Annotated in this window: 15 protein-coding genes; 6 read left to right on the top strand and 9 right to left on the bottom strand. The window is 43.0% G+C overall.

From position 1 onward, the window contains the following. Positions 1–256: 256 nt before the first annotated feature. The 5 genes from QNM18_RS14860 to yegD all read left to right on the top strand — a co-directional run bounded on the left by QNM18_RS14860 (position 257) and on the right by yegD (position 6,051). Entirely contained in the window at positions 257–2,545 is a 2,289-nt protein-coding gene (locus QNM18_RS14860; protein WP_211012457.1) for a TonB-dependent receptor, read from the top strand. A gap of 135 nt (positions 2,546–2,680) precedes the next feature. Continuing rightward, complete coding sequence (locus QNM18_RS14855) at positions 2,681–2,980, top strand: hypothetical protein (protein WP_211012458.1); 300 nt, start codon at positions 2,681–2,683, stop codon at positions 2,978–2,980. Positions 2,981–3,004: 24 nt separating this feature from the next. Then, the gene (locus QNM18_RS14850) at positions 3,005–3,658 is read left to right on the top strand and encodes an HAD family hydrolase (protein WP_211012459.1); all 654 of its coding nucleotides are present in this window, start codon (positions 3,005–3,007) and stop codon (positions 3,656–3,658) included. A gap of 114 nt (positions 3,659–3,772) precedes the next feature. Further along, complete coding sequence (locus QNM18_RS14845) at positions 3,773–4,615, top strand: DNA ligase (protein WP_211012460.1); 843 nt, start codon at positions 3,773–3,775, stop codon at positions 4,613–4,615. Between the two features lie 74 nt (positions 4,616–4,689). Next, positions 4,690–6,051, top strand: coding sequence for a molecular chaperone (yegD, locus tag QNM18_RS14840; RefSeq protein ID WP_284137679.1), 1,362 nt, complete (start codon positions 4,690–4,692; stop codon positions 6,049–6,051). Here the strand turns inward: yegD and QNM18_RS14835 are convergent. The 3 genes from QNM18_RS14835 to QNM18_RS14825 form a co-directional block, all read right to left on the bottom strand. Further along, positions 6,048–6,506: a methylglyoxal synthase gene (locus QNM18_RS14835; protein WP_284137678.1), complete on the bottom strand. Its 459-nt coding sequence runs from the start codon at positions 6,504–6,506 to the stop codon at positions 6,048–6,050. The two genes, yegD and QNM18_RS14835, sit on opposite strands and share 4 nt — an antisense overlap. An 8-nt stretch (positions 6,507–6,514) precedes the next feature. Continuing rightward, positions 6,515–7,150 (bottom strand): LysE family translocator, encoded by a 636-nt coding sequence (locus QNM18_RS14830; RefSeq protein ID WP_284137677.1) that lies wholly within the window; start codon positions 7,148–7,150, stop codon positions 6,515–6,517. Positions 7,151–7,399: 249 nt separating this feature from the next. Further along, positions 7,400–8,578, bottom strand: coding sequence for a multidrug effflux MFS transporter (locus QNM18_RS14825; protein WP_284137676.1), 1,179 nt, complete (start codon positions 8,576–8,578; stop codon positions 7,400–7,402). 285 nt (positions 8,579–8,863) lie between these two features. On the opposite strand from QNM18_RS14825, the gene QNM18_RS14820 reads away from it, so the two are divergent. Further along, on the top strand, positions 8,864–9,331 hold the full coding sequence (locus tag QNM18_RS14820) for a hotdog fold domain-containing protein (RefSeq protein ID WP_211012465.1): 468 nt from the start codon (positions 8,864–8,866) through the stop codon (positions 9,329–9,331). Here QNM18_RS14820 and QNM18_RS14815 read toward each other — a convergent pair. The 6 genes from QNM18_RS14815 to QNM18_RS14790 form a co-directional block, all read right to left on the bottom strand. Beyond that, positions 9,328–9,714, bottom strand: coding sequence for a bactofilin family protein (locus QNM18_RS14815; protein ID WP_284137675.1), 387 nt, complete (start codon positions 9,712–9,714; stop codon positions 9,328–9,330). The genes QNM18_RS14820 and QNM18_RS14815 overlap by 4 nt on opposite strands. Further along, positions 9,704–10,819: a peptidoglycan DD-metalloendopeptidase family protein gene (locus QNM18_RS14810; RefSeq protein WP_284137674.1), complete on the bottom strand. Its 1,116-nt coding sequence runs from the start codon at positions 10,817–10,819 to the stop codon at positions 9,704–9,706. Before QNM18_RS14810 ends, QNM18_RS14815 begins: the two co-directional genes overlap by 11 nt. Positions 10,820–10,941: 122 nt before the next feature. Beyond that, positions 10,942–12,255 carry a fumarylacetoacetase gene (fahA, locus tag QNM18_RS14805; protein WP_211012467.1) on the bottom strand — a complete coding sequence of 438 codons (1,314 nt, stop codon included), beginning with the start codon at positions 12,253–12,255 and terminating at the stop codon, positions 10,942–10,944. Positions 12,256–12,388: 133 nt separating this feature from the next. Next, positions 12,389–13,435 carry a 4-hydroxyphenylpyruvate dioxygenase gene (gene hppD, locus QNM18_RS14800; RefSeq protein ID WP_211012468.1) on the bottom strand — a complete coding sequence of 349 codons (1,047 nt, stop codon included), beginning with the start codon at positions 13,433–13,435 and terminating at the stop codon, positions 12,389–12,391. A gap of 430 nt (positions 13,436–13,865) precedes the next feature. Beyond that, on the bottom strand, positions 13,866–15,302 hold the full coding sequence (locus QNM18_RS14795; RefSeq protein WP_023397641.1) for a peptide MFS transporter: 1,437 nt from the start codon (positions 15,300–15,302) through the stop codon (positions 13,866–13,868). 271 nt (positions 15,303–15,573) lie between these two features. Beyond that, a complete protein-coding gene (locus QNM18_RS14790; protein ID WP_284137673.1) occupies positions 15,574–16,782 on the bottom strand; it encodes a DUF642 domain-containing protein in 1,209 nt (402 codons plus the stop codon). Positions 16,783–16,810 lie beyond the last annotated feature (28 nt).

Below are 16,810 nucleotides of genomic sequence, written 5' to 3'. Positions count from 1 at the left end.
GTTGTTAAATTTGACCTAACGTCGTCGAACGTTGTAAAAATGTGTGTAATTTATGTGTTTATTAGAAGCATTTTAAAAATATGCTGCTATAATTACGCCCGTTGCGTTCAGCCTCGTTTTGTCGTTTTGCACTCTCGAATTCGAGGTCCGCGTTGTTTGTCATTGACGCGCAAAATTGAACGCCATAGCCAATGTGATACGGCGCCCAATTAAACCGTTGAACTCAAAGAGTGCATTAAAAAGGTCAAAAACCAACATGAAAGCAATGAAAAGATCTACGTTAGCAACTCTAATTAATGCGACGTTGTTCTCTGCTGTGGCAGGTACTTCATTCACTACACTTGCTGAAGAAGAGCAAGCAAAAAGCAATCAACTGGAAGTGATTCAGATCACCGCACGTAAACGTGTTGAAAATGCACAAGAAGTGCCAGTTTCAGTTTCTGCCTTACAAGGTGACAATTTAGACGCCTATAGTTCTGCTGGTATGGATATCCGCTTTATGAACGCTAAGATCCCGAGCTTGTCGGTTGAATCTTCGTTTGGACGTACATTCCCGCGCTTTTATGTCCGCGGTCTTGGTAACACCGATTTCGATTTGAACGCATCTCAACCTGTTTCATTGGTCGTTGATGAAGTTGTTCAAGAAAACCCTATCCTAAAAGGTTTCCCTGTATTCGATATTGAGCGTATCGAAGTATTACGTGGTCCACAGGGCACTTTATTTGGCCGTAATACGCCAGCTGGCCTAGTTAAATTTGACTCTGTAAAGCCAAGTCAAGAATTTGATGGCTACGCATCAGTTGCATATGGTAGCCGCGAGTCGGTTGACTTTGAAGGTGCTGTAGGTACAGGTTTAACTGACAAAATTTCTACTCGTGTATCAGTATTGTGGCAAGAGCAGCCAGACTACATTGATGTTCGCTCACCTGAAGGCGTTACTAATCAGTTTGCTAAAGATGACTCATTAGGCGGCTACAGCGAAAAAGCGGCTCGTATCCAGTTTTTATACGAAGGTGATGACTTCACTGGTCTATTAAACTATCACGTTCGTGACTTAGACGGTCGTCCAATTCCTTTCCGCGCAAACTTAATTGAGAAAGGTTCTAACAACATTAATCCTATTTATGATAACGATGTTGTTTTTCATGATGCGTCATCTCGCGCAACACAGCAGGTTGAAACACAAGGCCTTAGCTTGAAATTAGAGTGGGATCTAGCTGAGCATACAGTGACCTCTATTTCAGCATGGGAAAGTGCTGAAATTTACTCGCGTGCAGATGTAGATGGTGGTTATGGCGCTGCTTTCTTGCCTGTGCAAGGACCTGGTGTGATCTTCTTCCCTTCAGAAACAGCAGATGCATTACCTGATCACGATCAGTACACGCAAGAGCTGCGTTTATCAAGCAACTACTCTGGTGACTTTAATTACCAGGTTGGTGTGTTCTTGTTTGACGAAGAAATGACCATTGAAAGCTTTAGTTATGACACGTTAGCATTTGACGCAGCAGCTGGTAATTATGGCTTGCAAAATGGTTATGCGGTTCAAAATCAAGAGACATCTGCGTGGGCTGTGTTCGGTTCTTTCGACTACACAGTATCAGATAAATTGGATGTCACTTTAGGTCTTCGTTACTCAGATGATGAGAAAGAGTTCCGCGCTGAGCGTACTAAGAGCCCTGTGGGTGCAGCGGACTCAATTGTAGGCACTGCTAACCCAAGTGATAGCCACGTAAGCTGGGATTTAAGTGCAACTTACAAATTGACTGACGACGTTAATCTATTTGGTCGTCTAGCAAATGGCTTCCGTGCACCAAGTGTTCAGGGCCGTATCTTATTTGGTGATGAAGTAACAGTAGCAGAGTCAGAAACAACCAATTCAATTGAATTTGGTGTTAAGTCAGACGTGCTTGATGGTCAAGGTCGTGTAAATGGTACCGTGTTCTACTACCAAATGAATGATCAGCAGCTTACAGCTGTAGGTGGTGGTGCAAACTTCAACCGTCTAGTTAACGCAGACAAGACCACTGGTTATGGTTTTGAGCTAGACACTGAATGGGTGCTAACTGATGAACTAAATGCAACCTTTAACTTGAGTTATAACAAGACAGAAATCGACGATCCAAGTCTTGCTATCCAAGGTTGTGCACAGTGTACTATCACAAATACAAAGAACGCAGCTGGTTTGTATCAGCTAGATGGCAACAGCCTACCTCACGCTCCGGAGTGGATTGCAAATGCAACACTTCGTTATACGAAAGAGCTTGAAGGCGGTGACTTCTTTGTATACGCAGACACGTCATACCGTAGCAAAATCAACTTCTTCTTGTATGAGTCGGTTGAATTTGAAGGTGAAGCATTATTCGAAACAGGTGTAAGAGCAGGCTATGCTTGGGCATCTGGTGACTATGAATATGAAACGTCAGTATTTGTACGTAACTTATTCGATGAACAGGTTGTGATTGGTGGTGTAGACTTCAACAACAATACTGGTATGTTGAATGAAGAGCGTTTCATCGGTGCTGAGTTCAAGGTTCGTTTCTTTTAATTATTAATTGATGTGAATCATTCGCTTTTTAAACCCGTGTTATTGCAAAAGTAACACGGGTTTTTTATTTCTTTAATGCAACTGTATGAATTAGCTGATACAGTCGCATCGTAGTTTAAGTAAGAGGAGTCAAACATGTCTGGATTTTGGAACTATCGCGTGATTTTTTGCGAAGGTAAAGATAGTGAATCACCGCTATACCAAATTCATGAAGTTGAATACAATATCAATGGTAAGGTGACCAACTGGTCAGAGACAGGGGCCGCTCCTTTTGGTCATACGGTTGAAGACTTACAGGCTGATGCTGACAGATTAAAGTCTGCCTTTGAAAAGCCGGTATTGAAAGTTGTGCGCAAGCAGCGTGGCTACGAGTTAGTAGAAGTTGAGACGGGTGAAGAAGCCTACGCGGAGCCGCCAGCAGCACTTAAAGGTTAATTATCTAAATAATAGGGAGTGTTTATGAGTTTAAAGGCAATATTATTCGATTTTGATGGTACGTTAGTAGACTCAGAGGCACTCCATTATACTAGCTGGTGTGAAGTATTGGCGCCTTTGGGGGTGTCTATCAGCGAGGCTGTGTTTTGTGATGAGTTCTCGGGTGTCCCAACCGTAAAAACTGGCCATATTTTGCAGCAGCGTTACAACTTACCTCATACCGGCGATGCGCTAGCCCACCAGAAAAACACACAATTTGTTAAAACCGCTTCGCGACAAAAACCTAAGCTGATGCCCCACGCAATTGATGTGCTCACGCTATGTGCAAAACATTACAAGTTGGCTTTAGTGACAGGTAGTACACGTGATGAGGCGTTGCCTGTTTTGGCACATTATCAATTGCTCGAATACTTTGACTGTATCGTCTGTAAAAACGATGTAGCTAATCCAAAGCCACACCCTGAGCCATATTGCATGGCGATGGCCAAGTTAGATGTATGTGCTCAACAGGTCATTGCTGTGGAAGATTCCCAAACGGGTTTGACTTCAGCCGTAGCTGCAGGAATAAATACAGCTGTGATCCCACATCAGCATTCCGTTGATCAAGATTTTTCAAAAGCGACGTGGCATTGTGAGAGTTTGGATGCCATGTGGCGGCAAATTGTAAAGCCGAGATAGACTGTACAAGTCTAGTAGAAGTGCTACTTTAAATAAGTGTCATTGAAGTTGTAAACATGAAGTTTGCGCTCTAAAGACATTTATTAAGCGTTTTTATCTGCAAAGGAAAGTAGCATGAAACAAGTTGTCTTACGGCTTCTAACAGCCGCTATTATTATTTTTAGCCCCATCACTTTTTCAAAGTATAGTCCCGAGGTTCAACTGGCGAAGGTGTATACAGAGCAAAAGCCTGTTGATCATTATCTTGTGAGTGAAAAATATGATGGGGTTCGCGCCATTTGGGATGGAGAATCGCTTAAAACGCGGTCGGGAAATATTATACATGCGCCTAAGTGGTTTACTGCGGTGCTGCCAAATCGTTGGTTGGATGGTGAATTGTGGGCGGGCTACAATAACTTTTCTTTTGTCAGCAGCTTAGTACGTAGAAAAGTACCAAACCATGAAAATTGGCAACAAGTACACTACCTCATTTTTGATGCGCCTGATCCGCAACTGAGTTTTGAACAGCGTTTCAGCAAGTATCAACGTCTTGTCAATGGACTCCACAGTATTCATATTAAGCCAATTCCTCAGTATCAGTTTTCGACCAAGACAGAGCTAGACGCCTTTTTTAATCAAGTATTAGCACGTGGTGGAGAAGGGGTTATTTTGCATGAAAAAAATGCCAACCATCGTGCTGGCCGCACTGCTCAAGTATTGAAATATAAACCTATATTTGATGCGGAAGCCATTGTGATTGCCCATGTTCCAGGCAAGGGAAAATATCAAGGTATGATGGGCTCGATCACCGTCAAAACCATGGAAGGCGTGACATTTAATATTGGCACTGGGTTTAGTGATGAACAAAGGCAGTCACCTCCTCCAATAGGAAGCACTATTACTTTTCAATATCAGGGTTTTACTAAATATGGTAAGCCGAGGTTTGCAAGCTTTTTAAGAATTAGATCGCAAATCTAGCAAGCAAACGCACTTTAAAATCAATTTGAGCTATGGTAAATTTCGTCCTTTTTTCTATTGGATGTGAGGTAAAAATGGTCGTCGGGTTTGATTACGGTAGCTCAAATTGTGCGATGGGTATAATGCAAGATGGCTTGGTAAACTTAGTGCCTTTAGAAAACGGAAAACATTATTTACCTTCAACGCTATATGCATTGCACAACTCTCTAATCTCAGACTATGTAGCGAAAGGGCTTCATCAAGATGAGCAGATTGATTACAAGAGTCAAAGAAATGGTATTTTGAAGAGTGCGCAGTTTGCTCGCAATGACTTGGACCTTTTATCGCAAGAAACTGGGGTGTTTGTTGGTCAATCCGCGATAGAAGAATACATTTCTATGCCTGAGGAAGGTTATTTCGTTAAATCTCCCAAATCTTTTTTCGGCGCAATTGGCTTAAAAGCGGAGCAAATTGCTTTTTTTGAAGACATCGCGACAGCGATGATTATGGAGTTGAAAAAACGCGCTGAGCAGCATCTGGGCACTTCATTGACCCACACAGTTATTGGCCGTCCAGTGAATTTTCAAGCTGTAGGTGGAACTGAAAGTAATCGTCAAGCTTTGTCAATTTTAACTACGGCCGCAAAAAGAGCTGGATTTACCGAAGTAGAGTTTTTATTTGAGCCCCTAGCCGCGGGGATCGATTTTGAGTCTGGCTTGCAAAATGACCGAAAAGTATTGGTTGTTGATATTGGCGGTGGTACCAGCGACTGTTCATTCGTACAAATGGGGCCAAGCTACAGAGACTGTGCTGACCGTAGTTCTCACTTTTTATCTCATACCGGGAAACGAATAGGTGGAAATGATTTAGATATTGCACTGGCGTTTCACAAGTTGATGCCCGTATGTGGATTGGGAGGTGAGTTCAAATCAGGGTTACCGCTACCAAAACAGATATTTTGGCAGGCCTGTAAAATCAATGATATCCAATTGCAAAGTGATTTTTATAGCAATGCATTTGGTAGAGAGCTAAGTACCATGCTGCGTGATGTTTGCGAACCAGATAAGCTTAAGCGTCTGCAAGTGCTGCAAGAAAATAAGATGACACACCAATTTGTGAGGCAGGCAGAGCTTGCGAAAATAGCATTAAGTGAGTGCGATGCACATCAGTCGGATCTGTCCTTTATTGAGCCTGAGCTTGTGCAAAGTATCAACCTCGCTCAATTAACGGAATCGGTGCACAACAGTCTACAGCAAGTTGTTACGCTTGCAGAGCAAGCTATTGCAGAGGCCGGTACCAAACCTGATACGATTTATCTAACTGGCGGCAGTGCTCAATCTCCACTACTTAAAAATGCATTGCAAACCGCACTTGGGGATATCCCAATGCTCAATGGTGACAACTTTGGTAGTGTCACCGCTGGGTTGACTAAATGGGCTCAGCGTATCTATCGTTAAGGTAGCCGAGTTGCAAGATAGTCAGGATAATCGGGCTGCATTCTAGGTAGCTCAATATCCATAAACTTAGAAGTCAGTAGCATATCTGCGCTGGCTTCATTACACGCCACAGGTATGTTCCACACCGCAGCGAGGCGCAATAGCGCTTTTACATCAGGATCATGGGGTTGTGAAGACAAGGGATCCCAAAAAAATATCAACATATCAATTTTTTGTTCGGCAATTTGAGCACCAATTTGCTGATCTCCTCCCATAGGGCCGCTGAGTAGCTTTTGCACCTCTAAGCTTGTATCTCGCTCAATCAGGTTTCCCGTTGTACCTGTTGCGCTTAGTGAGTGCTTACATAGTTGGGTTTTGTGCGCCTTACACCAGGCTACTAATTCAGACTTTTTTCCATCGTGTGCAACCAATGCAATGTGTTTATTGGCTGGAATATTAACGCGAGTATACTTCATATCTATCCTTACAAGAGGAGGTTAACCGCAAGGGCGACAAAAATGGCTGCTGAAACTCTATCTATCCAAATCGGGGCTTGTGGATGAGCACGAAAGTAGCTCGCTATTTTGTCCCCGCCATATACGTAAACGCAATCAACTGGAAACGCCAATATTGGGTAGAGTAATCCAAATAGAGCCAATTGAACTGTAGTGGAAGTATCTAGACTGGTGTCAACAAACTGTGGAATAAAAGCGATGAAAAACAATGCCACTTTTGGGTTGAGCACTTCTGTCATCATGGCTTGAATGGTGACATTTTTATTCGGTTGGCTCAGGTCATCAGTGCCTTGCTGGGTGTCCTGATTTGTTTTACTTAGGGTTGCTTTGAATGTCATTACGCCCAAATAGGCTAAGTAGCCAGCACCGAGGTACTGAACTGTGGTATAGGCTGTTTCTGAGGCTTTTAAAATGGCAGACAAACCAATAACAGCAAAGATGGTGTGGACGATACCACCTAATGCAAAACCAAATGCGCTTTGCATACCCGCAGTTTTACCATGGGTGAAAGTCTGTGCCATTAAAAATGCATTTGAGGGGCCTGGGGCGATTGCGATGATAAAGCTGGCAAATAAAAATGAGAGCAAAAATTCAGGATTAAGCATAATCAAATAATTGTAATTAAGTTAGCGGTTAGTTTAATCATTCGGAAAATGATTGGAAATGGTTTATTGCAATTTTTGAAAACTATGCGGGTATAAAAAAACCCGCATAAAAAGGTTGGGGGATATTGATCAAATATAAATGCTAAAAAGAAGTCGTGAGTCTTCCTAAACAACAGCCTGTGTAGCTATTAGGTAAATTATGCCTTGCTCATATGACAGTTTTACGACTTCTACACAATTTCCTGCATATTAACTGGCACTGTGTAAAGCTTGTCTATGTTTTGTGAATAGCAAAGCTAAAAATGGTGTTGCCAAGCATAAGTGCAGTGCCAATTGCCATGGTGCGAGAAGTTCCAGAGGTTGTGTCATGGCCATTAATAGCCCTGCACCACTCATTTGCATTAGTCCAATCAATGCTGAAGCTGTTCCCGCTTGCCTTGGGAACTCAGCCAGTGCGTTACCAGCGGCCGCACCGAGTGTAAAAGCAAAGCCAATCGATGCCAGATACATTGGTAGCATATAATTGATAAGACTGCTCTGAGGTAATAATAGCGTGATGAAACCAGCGCCACAAAATAGACTCAGGCCAAATTGCAGTGCGCGACGGCTATGACGTTTTATGAATTGGGGGGCAATAAAACTAGATACGATACTAATGGCGGCATTGATGGCAAACCACAAGGTAAAGTCGGCCATTGGCAAGCTTAGGTGAGACATAATCCATCCAGGAGCACCGACGACAAACACCAGCATGGCTGACATACAGACCATAGTGATAGCCGCATTGAACATAAATTTTGTACTGCTCAACATAGGTGAAAAACGACGTAGATCTAAAATATGGCCTTGATATATAGAGTCTTCAGGCTTGGTTTCTTTGAAAATGACGCATAGTAAAGCAAGACCAGCAACGGCAAACACAAATAGAAAAGCAAAGTTGCTTCGCCAGCCAAATTCAACGGTGAGCCATGCGCCCAGAATAGGTGCTAGCGCGGGAATAAAGCACACAATACCATTTAGGTAAGTGATCATTTGACCACTGCCTTTGTGCCCAAAGCTATCCCGGACAATGGCAAACGCGGCAACAAAAGTAGCACATGCGCCAAGGCCTTGTAAGACTCTGGCTAACATCACTGCTCCCCAAGTATCAGACAAAGTGGCCACAGCTGCGCCGATCATAAATAGTGCTACACCGGACAATGCGATTGGCTTTCGCCCATACTTGTCTGCAAGTGGCCCCGCAATTAACTGCCCAAGCCCAACAGCAAGCATATAAATGCTGACAGTTTGTTGAATCTTTGCCTCGCTTACGGCGAGCGCATTTTGCATGTCTACAAAAGCGGGTAAATACAAATCGATGCCAAGAGGGCAAAAAACAACCAATAGGGCAAGGATAAAAATAAGTGATTTGCTGGTTCGGTGTTGCATGGTGTCTCCTTTTCGTCGCTATTGTATTGCGCGGTGAGAAAAAAGACAGGACAAATCGCCGCCATCGTGAAATATTTTATTAAATTAAAGGAATAAATAAGAAATATGCATACCAATTAAGCGCTAAGACAATTTAATGAGACAATTTTATATTGCAGTCCAATTACTCTGGTCATAGCAAGTAGTTGCGCGGTTGCTCGATCAGATACAAATGGTGCTTGTTTAACACTAGAGATAACTGGTCTGATGTGTTAGTTTGGGTCAAAACAATCTGCGGAATAGAATATGGCCAGTTCACTACTAAAAATATATAAACGAATCAAATGGCTGCCATTTGGCAATTGGCTTTTCAGTAAGGCTGTTTGTAGAAGGGCACCGTACTTTGCGACAATCAAACCCAAGATCACGCATTTAAGTAGCGGGAGAATATGCGCACAGATGCCAAATCGACGTGCAGTTCACAATCACATAGGCACTGTTCACGCCATTGCCCAGTGCAACCTAGCTGAGTTGTGTGCCGGCGTGGTCACAGATGCGACTGTTCCTGTGCAGACTCATAGGTGGATCCCTAAAGGAATGACAGTTCAATATTTGAAAAAAGCGGATACAGACCTAAAAGCAGAAGCGGTTATTCCATTGCCTCATGATTGGCAAGACAAAGAAGATATCATTGTGCCTGTTGAAGTATTTAATACCGAAGGCGTGAAAGTCTTTCACGCCGATGTCACTATGTATATTACAGCGAAAAGTTAAGCCTGATCTTGCTTTTCGATTGGAGTGACATTGGATAGGTCTGTTTTATGCGTGAGCTTGCCTTCAATGTGTGCTCCAGCTTCGATGCTCAGAGTGTCATGAATGATATCTCCATGAACTTTTGCTGTAGGCTCTAAACGAACTTGCTGCGCTGAAATACAGCCATTGACCGTACCTTTTACATGAACTTGAGTCGCTTTGATATTGCCTTCTATTGTGCCTTGTTCTCCGATGACCAAATGTTCGACCTCAAGGTTACCAGATACAATACCATCAACTTGAATTTCACCGTCACATTGGATATCTCCAATGACTTTGGTATTAGGCGATATCATGGCGACATAGAGCGTATGGGGTTTATTATTCTTTAGTTTATTGAACACGTTCGAGTACTCTTGCAAGTTTAACAGGGTTAATATGCTTTTTATCCTGTAATACTTCGTAGTGCAAGTGCGTACTGGTACTTCTTCCTGTGCTGCCCATCAAAGCAATGACATCAGATTGACGAACTTGCTGCCCTTTTTTCACTTTAATTGTATGTAAATGACCGTATCGCGTCGTAACACCATTCGCGTGCTGGATTTCCACAAATTTACCATAGCCACCATATTTACCCGCTCGGACAACCTGTCCATCTGCAGGCGCTAAAATTTCTGTTTTGTGCCATCCCGCTAGATCGACCCCTTTATGGTATGCGCGTCGGCCTGTGATAGGATCCTTACGGTAACCAAATGCACTGGAAATATAGTATTTATCTTCTTTAACGGGCATGCTCGCAGGTAGGTTTTGTACTAAGCTCTCGAGTTGGTTGAGTCTCACCGAGCTGTCTATTGCTTGTAAGTATGCAGCTGGCAATTTGTCACTTTGCACCTGATGGTATGGACCACCTTGTGCTTGGCTTGAGGTATTGGCTTCAATCCCCGCTTCTTGCATACTAGCCAACAGCACGTCATTTCGATTAGCAATTAGATGGTGAAGTCGCTTGAGCAACTGAGTTTGTGCATCGTTAAGCTCAGTGGCATGGTGGTGAAAAGCGTCACTGTGCTCCTGATGTAGTTCAATATTATTTAAGTGTTCGTCTGACTTTGGCTCTACATCTGAGCTGCCTTTCTCTGCTGAGTTAGCTTCGCCTTCGGTGATAGTATGAGGCAACGACGCCATCAACTCATTGAGCACGGCGTGCTGTGCGTCAAGCTGTGCAATACGTGTTTGCTGTTGAGCCAGCTTTGCTTGCAGCGCCTCGTGTTTATCAAGCCAAGCTTCTTCTTTATGGGAAACTTCACTGGTCAGTTGCGATAGATGTATTTTTTGCGAGAAATATTGTGATGTTGAAAACCCAAGCCAAGCTAAAATCGTCATTACACTTATTACAAGCACTATTTGTAACCAAGAAGGTACTGTCAACAGACTTACTTCGCCATTTTGACGCAACATCAATTGTTTTGGTTGAAATAGCTTAAAAACTAGGCTTTTGATAACGCTTAACATAACACTCAAAAATTTAGATAACGCCTAACTCTAACAATTTTTATACAAAAAGCCAGTATAAAAATACAAAAAAAAGGCGTGTTTATGCACGCCTTTGATTTGAATGAAATTATTTTATTCAATTACTTTGCTGGAAGTACAGTGCCTTCTACAGAGCCAAAGCCAATGCGGTTGAAGCCATCTGCTTCACACCAACCACGCATGATTACCTTGTCACCATCTTCAAGGAATTTGCGCTCTTCGCCGTTGCTCAGTGTAATAGACTCTTTACCACCACGAGAAAGTTCAAGTAGTGAACCTGCTTCTTCGTGCTCAGGGCCTGACTGAGTACCAGAACCTAGCATGTCGCCAGGTAGGAAGTTACAGCCATTTACTGTGTGGTGTGTAACCATTTGCGCAACAGTCCAGTAGCTGTGCTTAAAGCTTGACTCAGACACCTTGCTTGGCGCTTCATTCGCGCTGCGCATCTTGTCTGTTTCGATCAATACATCCATTTGAATGTCAAACGCACCGGCTTCACGGTTTTGTGCAGACTCAAGGTAGCTCATTGGTTGCGGGTCGTTCTCGTCGCGATGCCATGCAGTACGATACGGTGCTAATGCTTCAGTTGTTACAACCCAAGGTGAAACAGTTGATGCGAAGTTTTTCGCAAGGAATGGACCCAGTGGCTGGTATTCCCACGCTTGTAAATCACGTGCAGACCAGTCATTGAATAGGCAGAAACCAAATACGTGGTCTTCCGCATCAGCAATGCTAATTGCGTCACCAAGCTCATTGCCTTTGCCTAGGTAGATACCAAGCTCTAGCTCATAGTCAAGACGTTTACATGGACCGAATGAAGGCGCATCTGCATCAGGTGCTTTCGTTTGTCCTTTAGGACGTGGGAAAGTTTGACCCGATACGTCGATTGATGATGCACGACCATGGTAACCGATCGGTACCCACTTATAGTTAGGTAAAAGAGGGTTATCTGGGCGGAATAAGCTACCTACAGCTGTAGCGTGATAGATAGACGTGTAAAAGTCAGTGTAGTCACCGATATGACATGGTAGGGCGTATTCAACGTCATCTTGAGCAACTAGCGCGCCTTCAAGCGTGCTTTGGTGCTCAGAACCTTCGCGTAAAGCACGTGAAAGTGCAAGGCGCAAGCCTGACCAATGTGCTTTACCAAGACCCATAAATTCATTTAGCGCTTGTGCGTTTGCTGCTTCAACAGCTTCTTGTGCCACACCGTCAAAAATGTTTGCTGCTGCAACAGCTGCTAGGTCCAATACTTGGTTACCTATTGCTACACCGCCGCGAAACTCTTCGTTGCTGCCTTTACGACGAAATGAGGCAAATGGTAAGTTTTGAATTGGGAAGTCAGTACCTGCTTGGTTTGCACTTGCAACCCAGCTCTTTAAATTAATATCGTGTGTTTCATTGATAAAAGACATGGTCTTTCCTTTTTTATACAAGCTGCATATGACTATGCATTTTAATTTGTGCTTTCGCCAGAATATGGCCAAGTTTAAATAGCAAAAGCAGCTTAGAAAAGCTGCTTTTTAATTTGTCTTTGCTGGTGGATGATTAAATCACACCACGACGCTCTTGGTCACGTTCAATTGACTCGAATAGAGCCTGGAAGTTACCTTCACCGAAACCACCGTCATCAACACGTTGGATCATCTCAATGAAGATAGGACCGAATAGGTTTTTAGTGAAAATCTGTAGTAGGTAGCAGTTTTCGCTCTGGCTATCTACTAGGATCTGGTGTTCTTTGATCTTTTGCTTATCTTCAGCAACCCAAGGAACACGGTCGAAAATTGTATCGTAGTAGTGATCAACAATATCTAAAGTCGCGATGTTTGTTTTGTCTAGCTTATCTAGAGAGCCAACAAGGTCGTTCGTTAAGAACGCAAGGTGCTGTACGCCCGGACCATTGTACTCGTCTAGGTACTCATCGATCTGGTTGTTGTTGTCATCTTTACCTTCGTTGATTGGAATCGAGAAAGTACCACAAGGTGACTTAAGTGCGTAAGAAAGTAGTGCAGTCTTCTGGCCTTTGATGTCGAAGTAACGAACTTCTTCAAAACCAAATACGCCTTTATAGAAGTTTGCCCATGTTTCCATTGTACCTTTGTAAACATTGTTAGTTAAATGGTCGATACGAATGAAACCTTTGTCTTCTACAATGTTTTGCTCAGCTAGATCTTCAAAATCATTTTCGAAGATAGAGCCTTTATCACCGAATACATCGATGAAGTAAATTAGGCTGTCACCAATACCGTAAATTGCAGGGTATGGTAGGTCTTTGTTTGCAGAGTCAGTTGCTGGTTTTGCACCGCGCTCTACGGCAACTTCAAACGCTTTTTGTGCGTCTTCTACACGCCAGCCCATTGAACAAATAGCTGGACCGTGTGACTTAGCAAACTCAGCAGAGAAACCGCCACGCTCGTTGTTTAGTAAGAAATGGATCTCGTTCTGGTTGTAATGAACGATGTCTTTACCTTTAAACTTTTTAAGTTTAGAGAAACCAAAATCCGAAAAGATTTTGTCCATGTAATCTGCGTCTGGGGTTGCGTATTCGGTAAATTCGATACCTACAAGGCCAAGAGGATTATTTACTTCACTCATTGTCATTCTCCTGCATTAAGCACTGGATTGCTTGTTGTAATTTATGCAGTGGATAATTAATCAAAATGACCTAAAGTGAAAGGTTTTCACCGCAATTCACTGTTAGCCGTTTTGTAAATTTGACTGCACATTTGGTGCTGTTTTAAGACAAAATGGAAATCGACAATTTTTTTAGATTGAAAAGCAGTAATTGAACAGAAAATCGGGTTAGTGTTTTGTCTGGTTTGTGGGTTTGATTTTCTATAAATGCATGTTTTGTTTGTGGTTTATTTTTTTTAACACATTTATTAATACATGAACCTATTGTTGCTGGTCATGGCCGTGTGTGCTGTATACTGCAAAACTGTGTAAATTTACCTTTACGTTTTGAGGTTTGGAAATGAAAAAGCCGCACTATAAAGTACGGCTTTTAGTAAATTTTATTTGCGGTTTATTGTCTTTCACCGCTCACTTCAAGCTCTTTTTCAAGGTAGTGTGCTTGCGTATGAGGTTCGTTGTCACCTTCGGCGCCATGCATCCAATCAACCAGCTTATTACTTAAAAGGTACATTGCTAGGGCTGAGATCAGCGCGGTTGCACCTAGACCGATGAAAATACCCATTGCATTATTCATAGCCTCTTGGCCTTCACCAATGAATGAACCGACGAATCCAGCGATTTTGTTAGCCACGGCGGTGCACAGGAACCAAATACCCATCAGTAAAGATGCAAGGCGAAGTGGCGCAAGCTTGCTTACCATAGATAAACCGATAGGAGACAAGCACAATTCACCGAGGGTGTGGAATAAATAGAAAAGCACTAACCACATCATGCTGATCTGCAGAGTTCCACCTGGCGCTGCGCTTTCTGTCATCAATGCAAACATCATGGTTAGGAAGCCCAGTGCTAAAAACACCAAACCTATGGCAAACTTAACTGGCGAGTTGGGCTCGCGTTTATCTAGCTTTAACCAGATCATTGCCACAATTGGAGCAAAGATGATAATGAAAATGGAGTTCAAAGACTGGAACCAAGACGCTGGGATTTCAAAGCCCATTAACACTCGGTTAGTGTAATCATTGGCGAATAGGTTCATTAGACCACCGGCTTGTTCAAAGCCCATCCAAAAGATGATACTAAATACAGACATAGTAAAGATCACGCGGATACGGTCTTTCTCAATTTTTGTTAGGGGCTCTTTAGTACCAGACTCTGATTGTTGCTGAGATAATTTAGCGGATGGTACAACGCCGATGTCGCCTAAGTACTTTTTGCTAAGTAACATTTGCATTACTACAGAAATGACCATACCGACACCTGCCGCGACAAAGCCTGCTTGCCAGTTTATCTCTGATGCAACATAACCAGCAACGATAGGGCCCAATGCACCCCCTAAGTTGATACCCATATAGAAGATGGTGAATGCGCCATCACGACGTTTGTCGCCTTCTTCGTATAAATCGCCGACCATGGTGGAGATATTTGGCTTGAATAAACCATTACCGATACATAGTAGTGTTAAGCCAATATAAAAGACGTTTTCCTCTTGACCAGCCACAACACTGTGAGGAATACCCATAATAAAGTGGCCCGCGGCCATTAAGATGCCGCCAATGATGATGGCTTTGCGTTGTCCAAGTACGTTATCTGCTAGCCAGCCACCAAACAGCGGGGTTAAGTAAACGGCCATTGTAAATGTACCGTATAGACTTAATGCATCGGCATTGGTCCAACCAAAACCACCGTTTTGTACCTGAGCTACTAGATAAAGTACTAAAATTGCACGCATACCGTAGTAGCCAAATCGCTCCCACATTTCCGTGCCGAACAGTAAGAATAGGCCCTTAGGATGGCCTAAAAACTCACCGCGATTAGGTAATGAATTCATGTTTTGTTCCCAAACTTAGTCATAATGTGTTATTTGGCCTTTAATTATTAGTGGTCATTTATCGTTAATTCCAAGAAAAAATCACACTTGCTTTGAAGGGGAGGCCAGTACCCAAAAGCTTTACATGCATAGTCAGTAGTGACTAACTATGCAATAAAAACGCGTCAGTATACCCAGCGCAATGGCATTGGGGAAGCCTTACCAGATGGCTTTAGTAGACTTCAAGCATAAAAAAACCAGCCAATAGGCTGGTTTTAAGCACTGATAAATATTAGCGGCAGTAATTATCAACAAAGGTCAAGTCATTAATATGAGCAGGGCCTTCCATAAGCTCTGTGGCAACTGCTGTGTTTGGATTGAGCGAGTAAATTTTCGCATTTTGTCCACTTTGTCGTCCTGCAATATACAAGGTACCGTCGTCAGAAATTGCTAGACCAGATGCCCAGTTTACGCCATGTTCGCCGATTTTACTTAAGCTCATATCAGCGGTATCAAGGGTATATAGTGCTTTACCTGTTAATACATACAAAATGTTGTTGTCAGCAGAATAAGCAATATCACCGTGGCTGAAGTCATCACCTGCATATTTCAATTTACCTAGCACTGTTTTTGCGCCTGTTTCCAAGTTGTAATCATACATGTAGGTTTTGCTGGTCGCGCGAAGGTGCAATCCATCATCGCTGACCGCTGAGCGGTATATAGGCCATGAAGTCGCATTGGCAACGGCAGTCTCTACATTGCCGTCTAGGTCAAGCGACCATAATGTGGAAGCTTTGGTTTGTTTGTCATTTTGTTCCATGAAATACAGCACGCCATCTTTGCTGGCGATATTAGATGCTGTGTGTGAAACGCCAGCTACTTTACTATAAGTCATAGAATCTAAATTGAAGTTGAAAATGTAACCATCGCCTGCGTTGCCATAGTTGTTTATGCCAAATAAACCTGTGACACAATCGGCGGTTACAGACACATTATCAATCAATGCACCATATGAGTCAGATGTACCATTACCAGAAAATGCCAACACACTTTGAGCACTGTTTGCAGAAACTGTGACAGTCACATGCTGCCAGCCGCGACTAGTGCCGTTTAAGCTTGCAACAACTTGTCCATCCCAAGAAACAGTTGCTTGGTTTGTTTGGCTATTGTTGCTCACGCGAGGAGAGTAGTAAAAGCTCACAACATAGCGTTTTCCTGCTTCTGTCGCGATGGACTGGTATGCAGTATAGTTACTCGTTGAGTCTAGCTCGAGGTACTGTGAGCCGTTTTGTGGTGCAATTAACCCGAGGCGATCAGTTTGGATCTCAAAGCGTGCACCAGTACGTTGCCAGCCTGGGAGGTTATTAAAGAGTTTCCAAGTCCCTGAAATATTTCCTGATTGTTCAAAAGAACCATTGGCAATTAAATTCGTGTCAGCCAGCGCGCTCTGGCTTGATGTCAATGCAGCAATAAATAATACAGATGACGTGGATAGCTTCATACTTTACTCCCAACTTACTTACCAAACA

The sequence above is a fragment of the Pseudoalteromonas obscura genome, from assembly GCF_030135505.1.
In the GTDB taxonomy this organism is placed as follows: Bacteria; Pseudomonadota; Gammaproteobacteria; order Enterobacterales; family Alteromonadaceae; genus Pseudoalteromonas; species Pseudoalteromonas obscura.
This window is presented reverse-complemented; position numbering and strand designations above follow the sequence as displayed.

Bases quoted from the DNA above. Each gene is read 5' to 3' on its own strand.
- QNM18_RS14830 (WP_284137677.1), bottom strand. From the start codon at position 7,150: ATGCTTAATCCTGAATTTTTGCTCTCATTTTTATTTGCCAGCTTTATC.
- QNM18_RS14810 (WP_284137674.1), bottom strand. From the start codon at position 10,819: ATGTTAAGCGTTATCAAAAGCCTAGTTTTTAAGCTATTTCAACCAAAA.
- QNM18_RS14855 (WP_211012458.1), top strand. From the start codon at position 2,681: ATGTCTGGATTTTGGAACTATCGCGTGATTTTTTGCGAAGGTAAAGAT.
- QNM18_RS14820 (WP_211012465.1), top strand. From the start codon at position 8,864: ATGGCCAGTTCACTACTAAAAATATATAAACGAATCAAATGGCTGCCA.
- QNM18_RS14795 (WP_023397641.1), bottom strand. From the start codon at position 15,302: ATGAATTCATTACCTAATCGCGGTGAGTTTTTAGGCCATCCTAAGGGC.
- hppD (WP_211012468.1), bottom strand. From the start codon at position 13,435: ATGAGTGAAGTAAATAATCCTCTTGGCCTTGTAGGTATCGAATTTACC.
- fahA (WP_211012467.1), bottom strand. From the start codon at position 12,255: ATGTCTTTTATCAATGAAACACACGATATTAATTTAAAGAGCTGGGTT.
- QNM18_RS14790 (WP_284137673.1), bottom strand. From the start codon at position 16,782: ATGAAGCTATCCACGTCATCTGTATTATTTATTGCTGCATTGACATCA.
- QNM18_RS14845 (WP_211012460.1), top strand. From the start codon at position 3,773: ATGAAACAAGTTGTCTTACGGCTTCTAACAGCCGCTATTATTATTTTT.
- QNM18_RS14825 (WP_284137676.1), bottom strand. From the start codon at position 8,578: ATGCAACACCGAACCAGCAAATCACTTATTTTTATCCTTGCCCTATTG.
- QNM18_RS14850 (WP_211012459.1), top strand. From the start codon at position 3,005: ATGAGTTTAAAGGCAATATTATTCGATTTTGATGGTACGTTAGTAGAC.
- yegD (WP_284137679.1), top strand. From the start codon at position 4,690: ATGGTCGTCGGGTTTGATTACGGTAGCTCAAATTGTGCGATGGGTATA.
- QNM18_RS14835 (WP_284137678.1), bottom strand. From the start codon at position 6,506: ATGAAGTATACTCGCGTTAATATTCCAGCCAATAAACACATTGCATTG.
- QNM18_RS14860 (WP_211012457.1), top strand. From the start codon at position 257: ATGAAAGCAATGAAAAGATCTACGTTAGCAACTCTAATTAATGCGACG.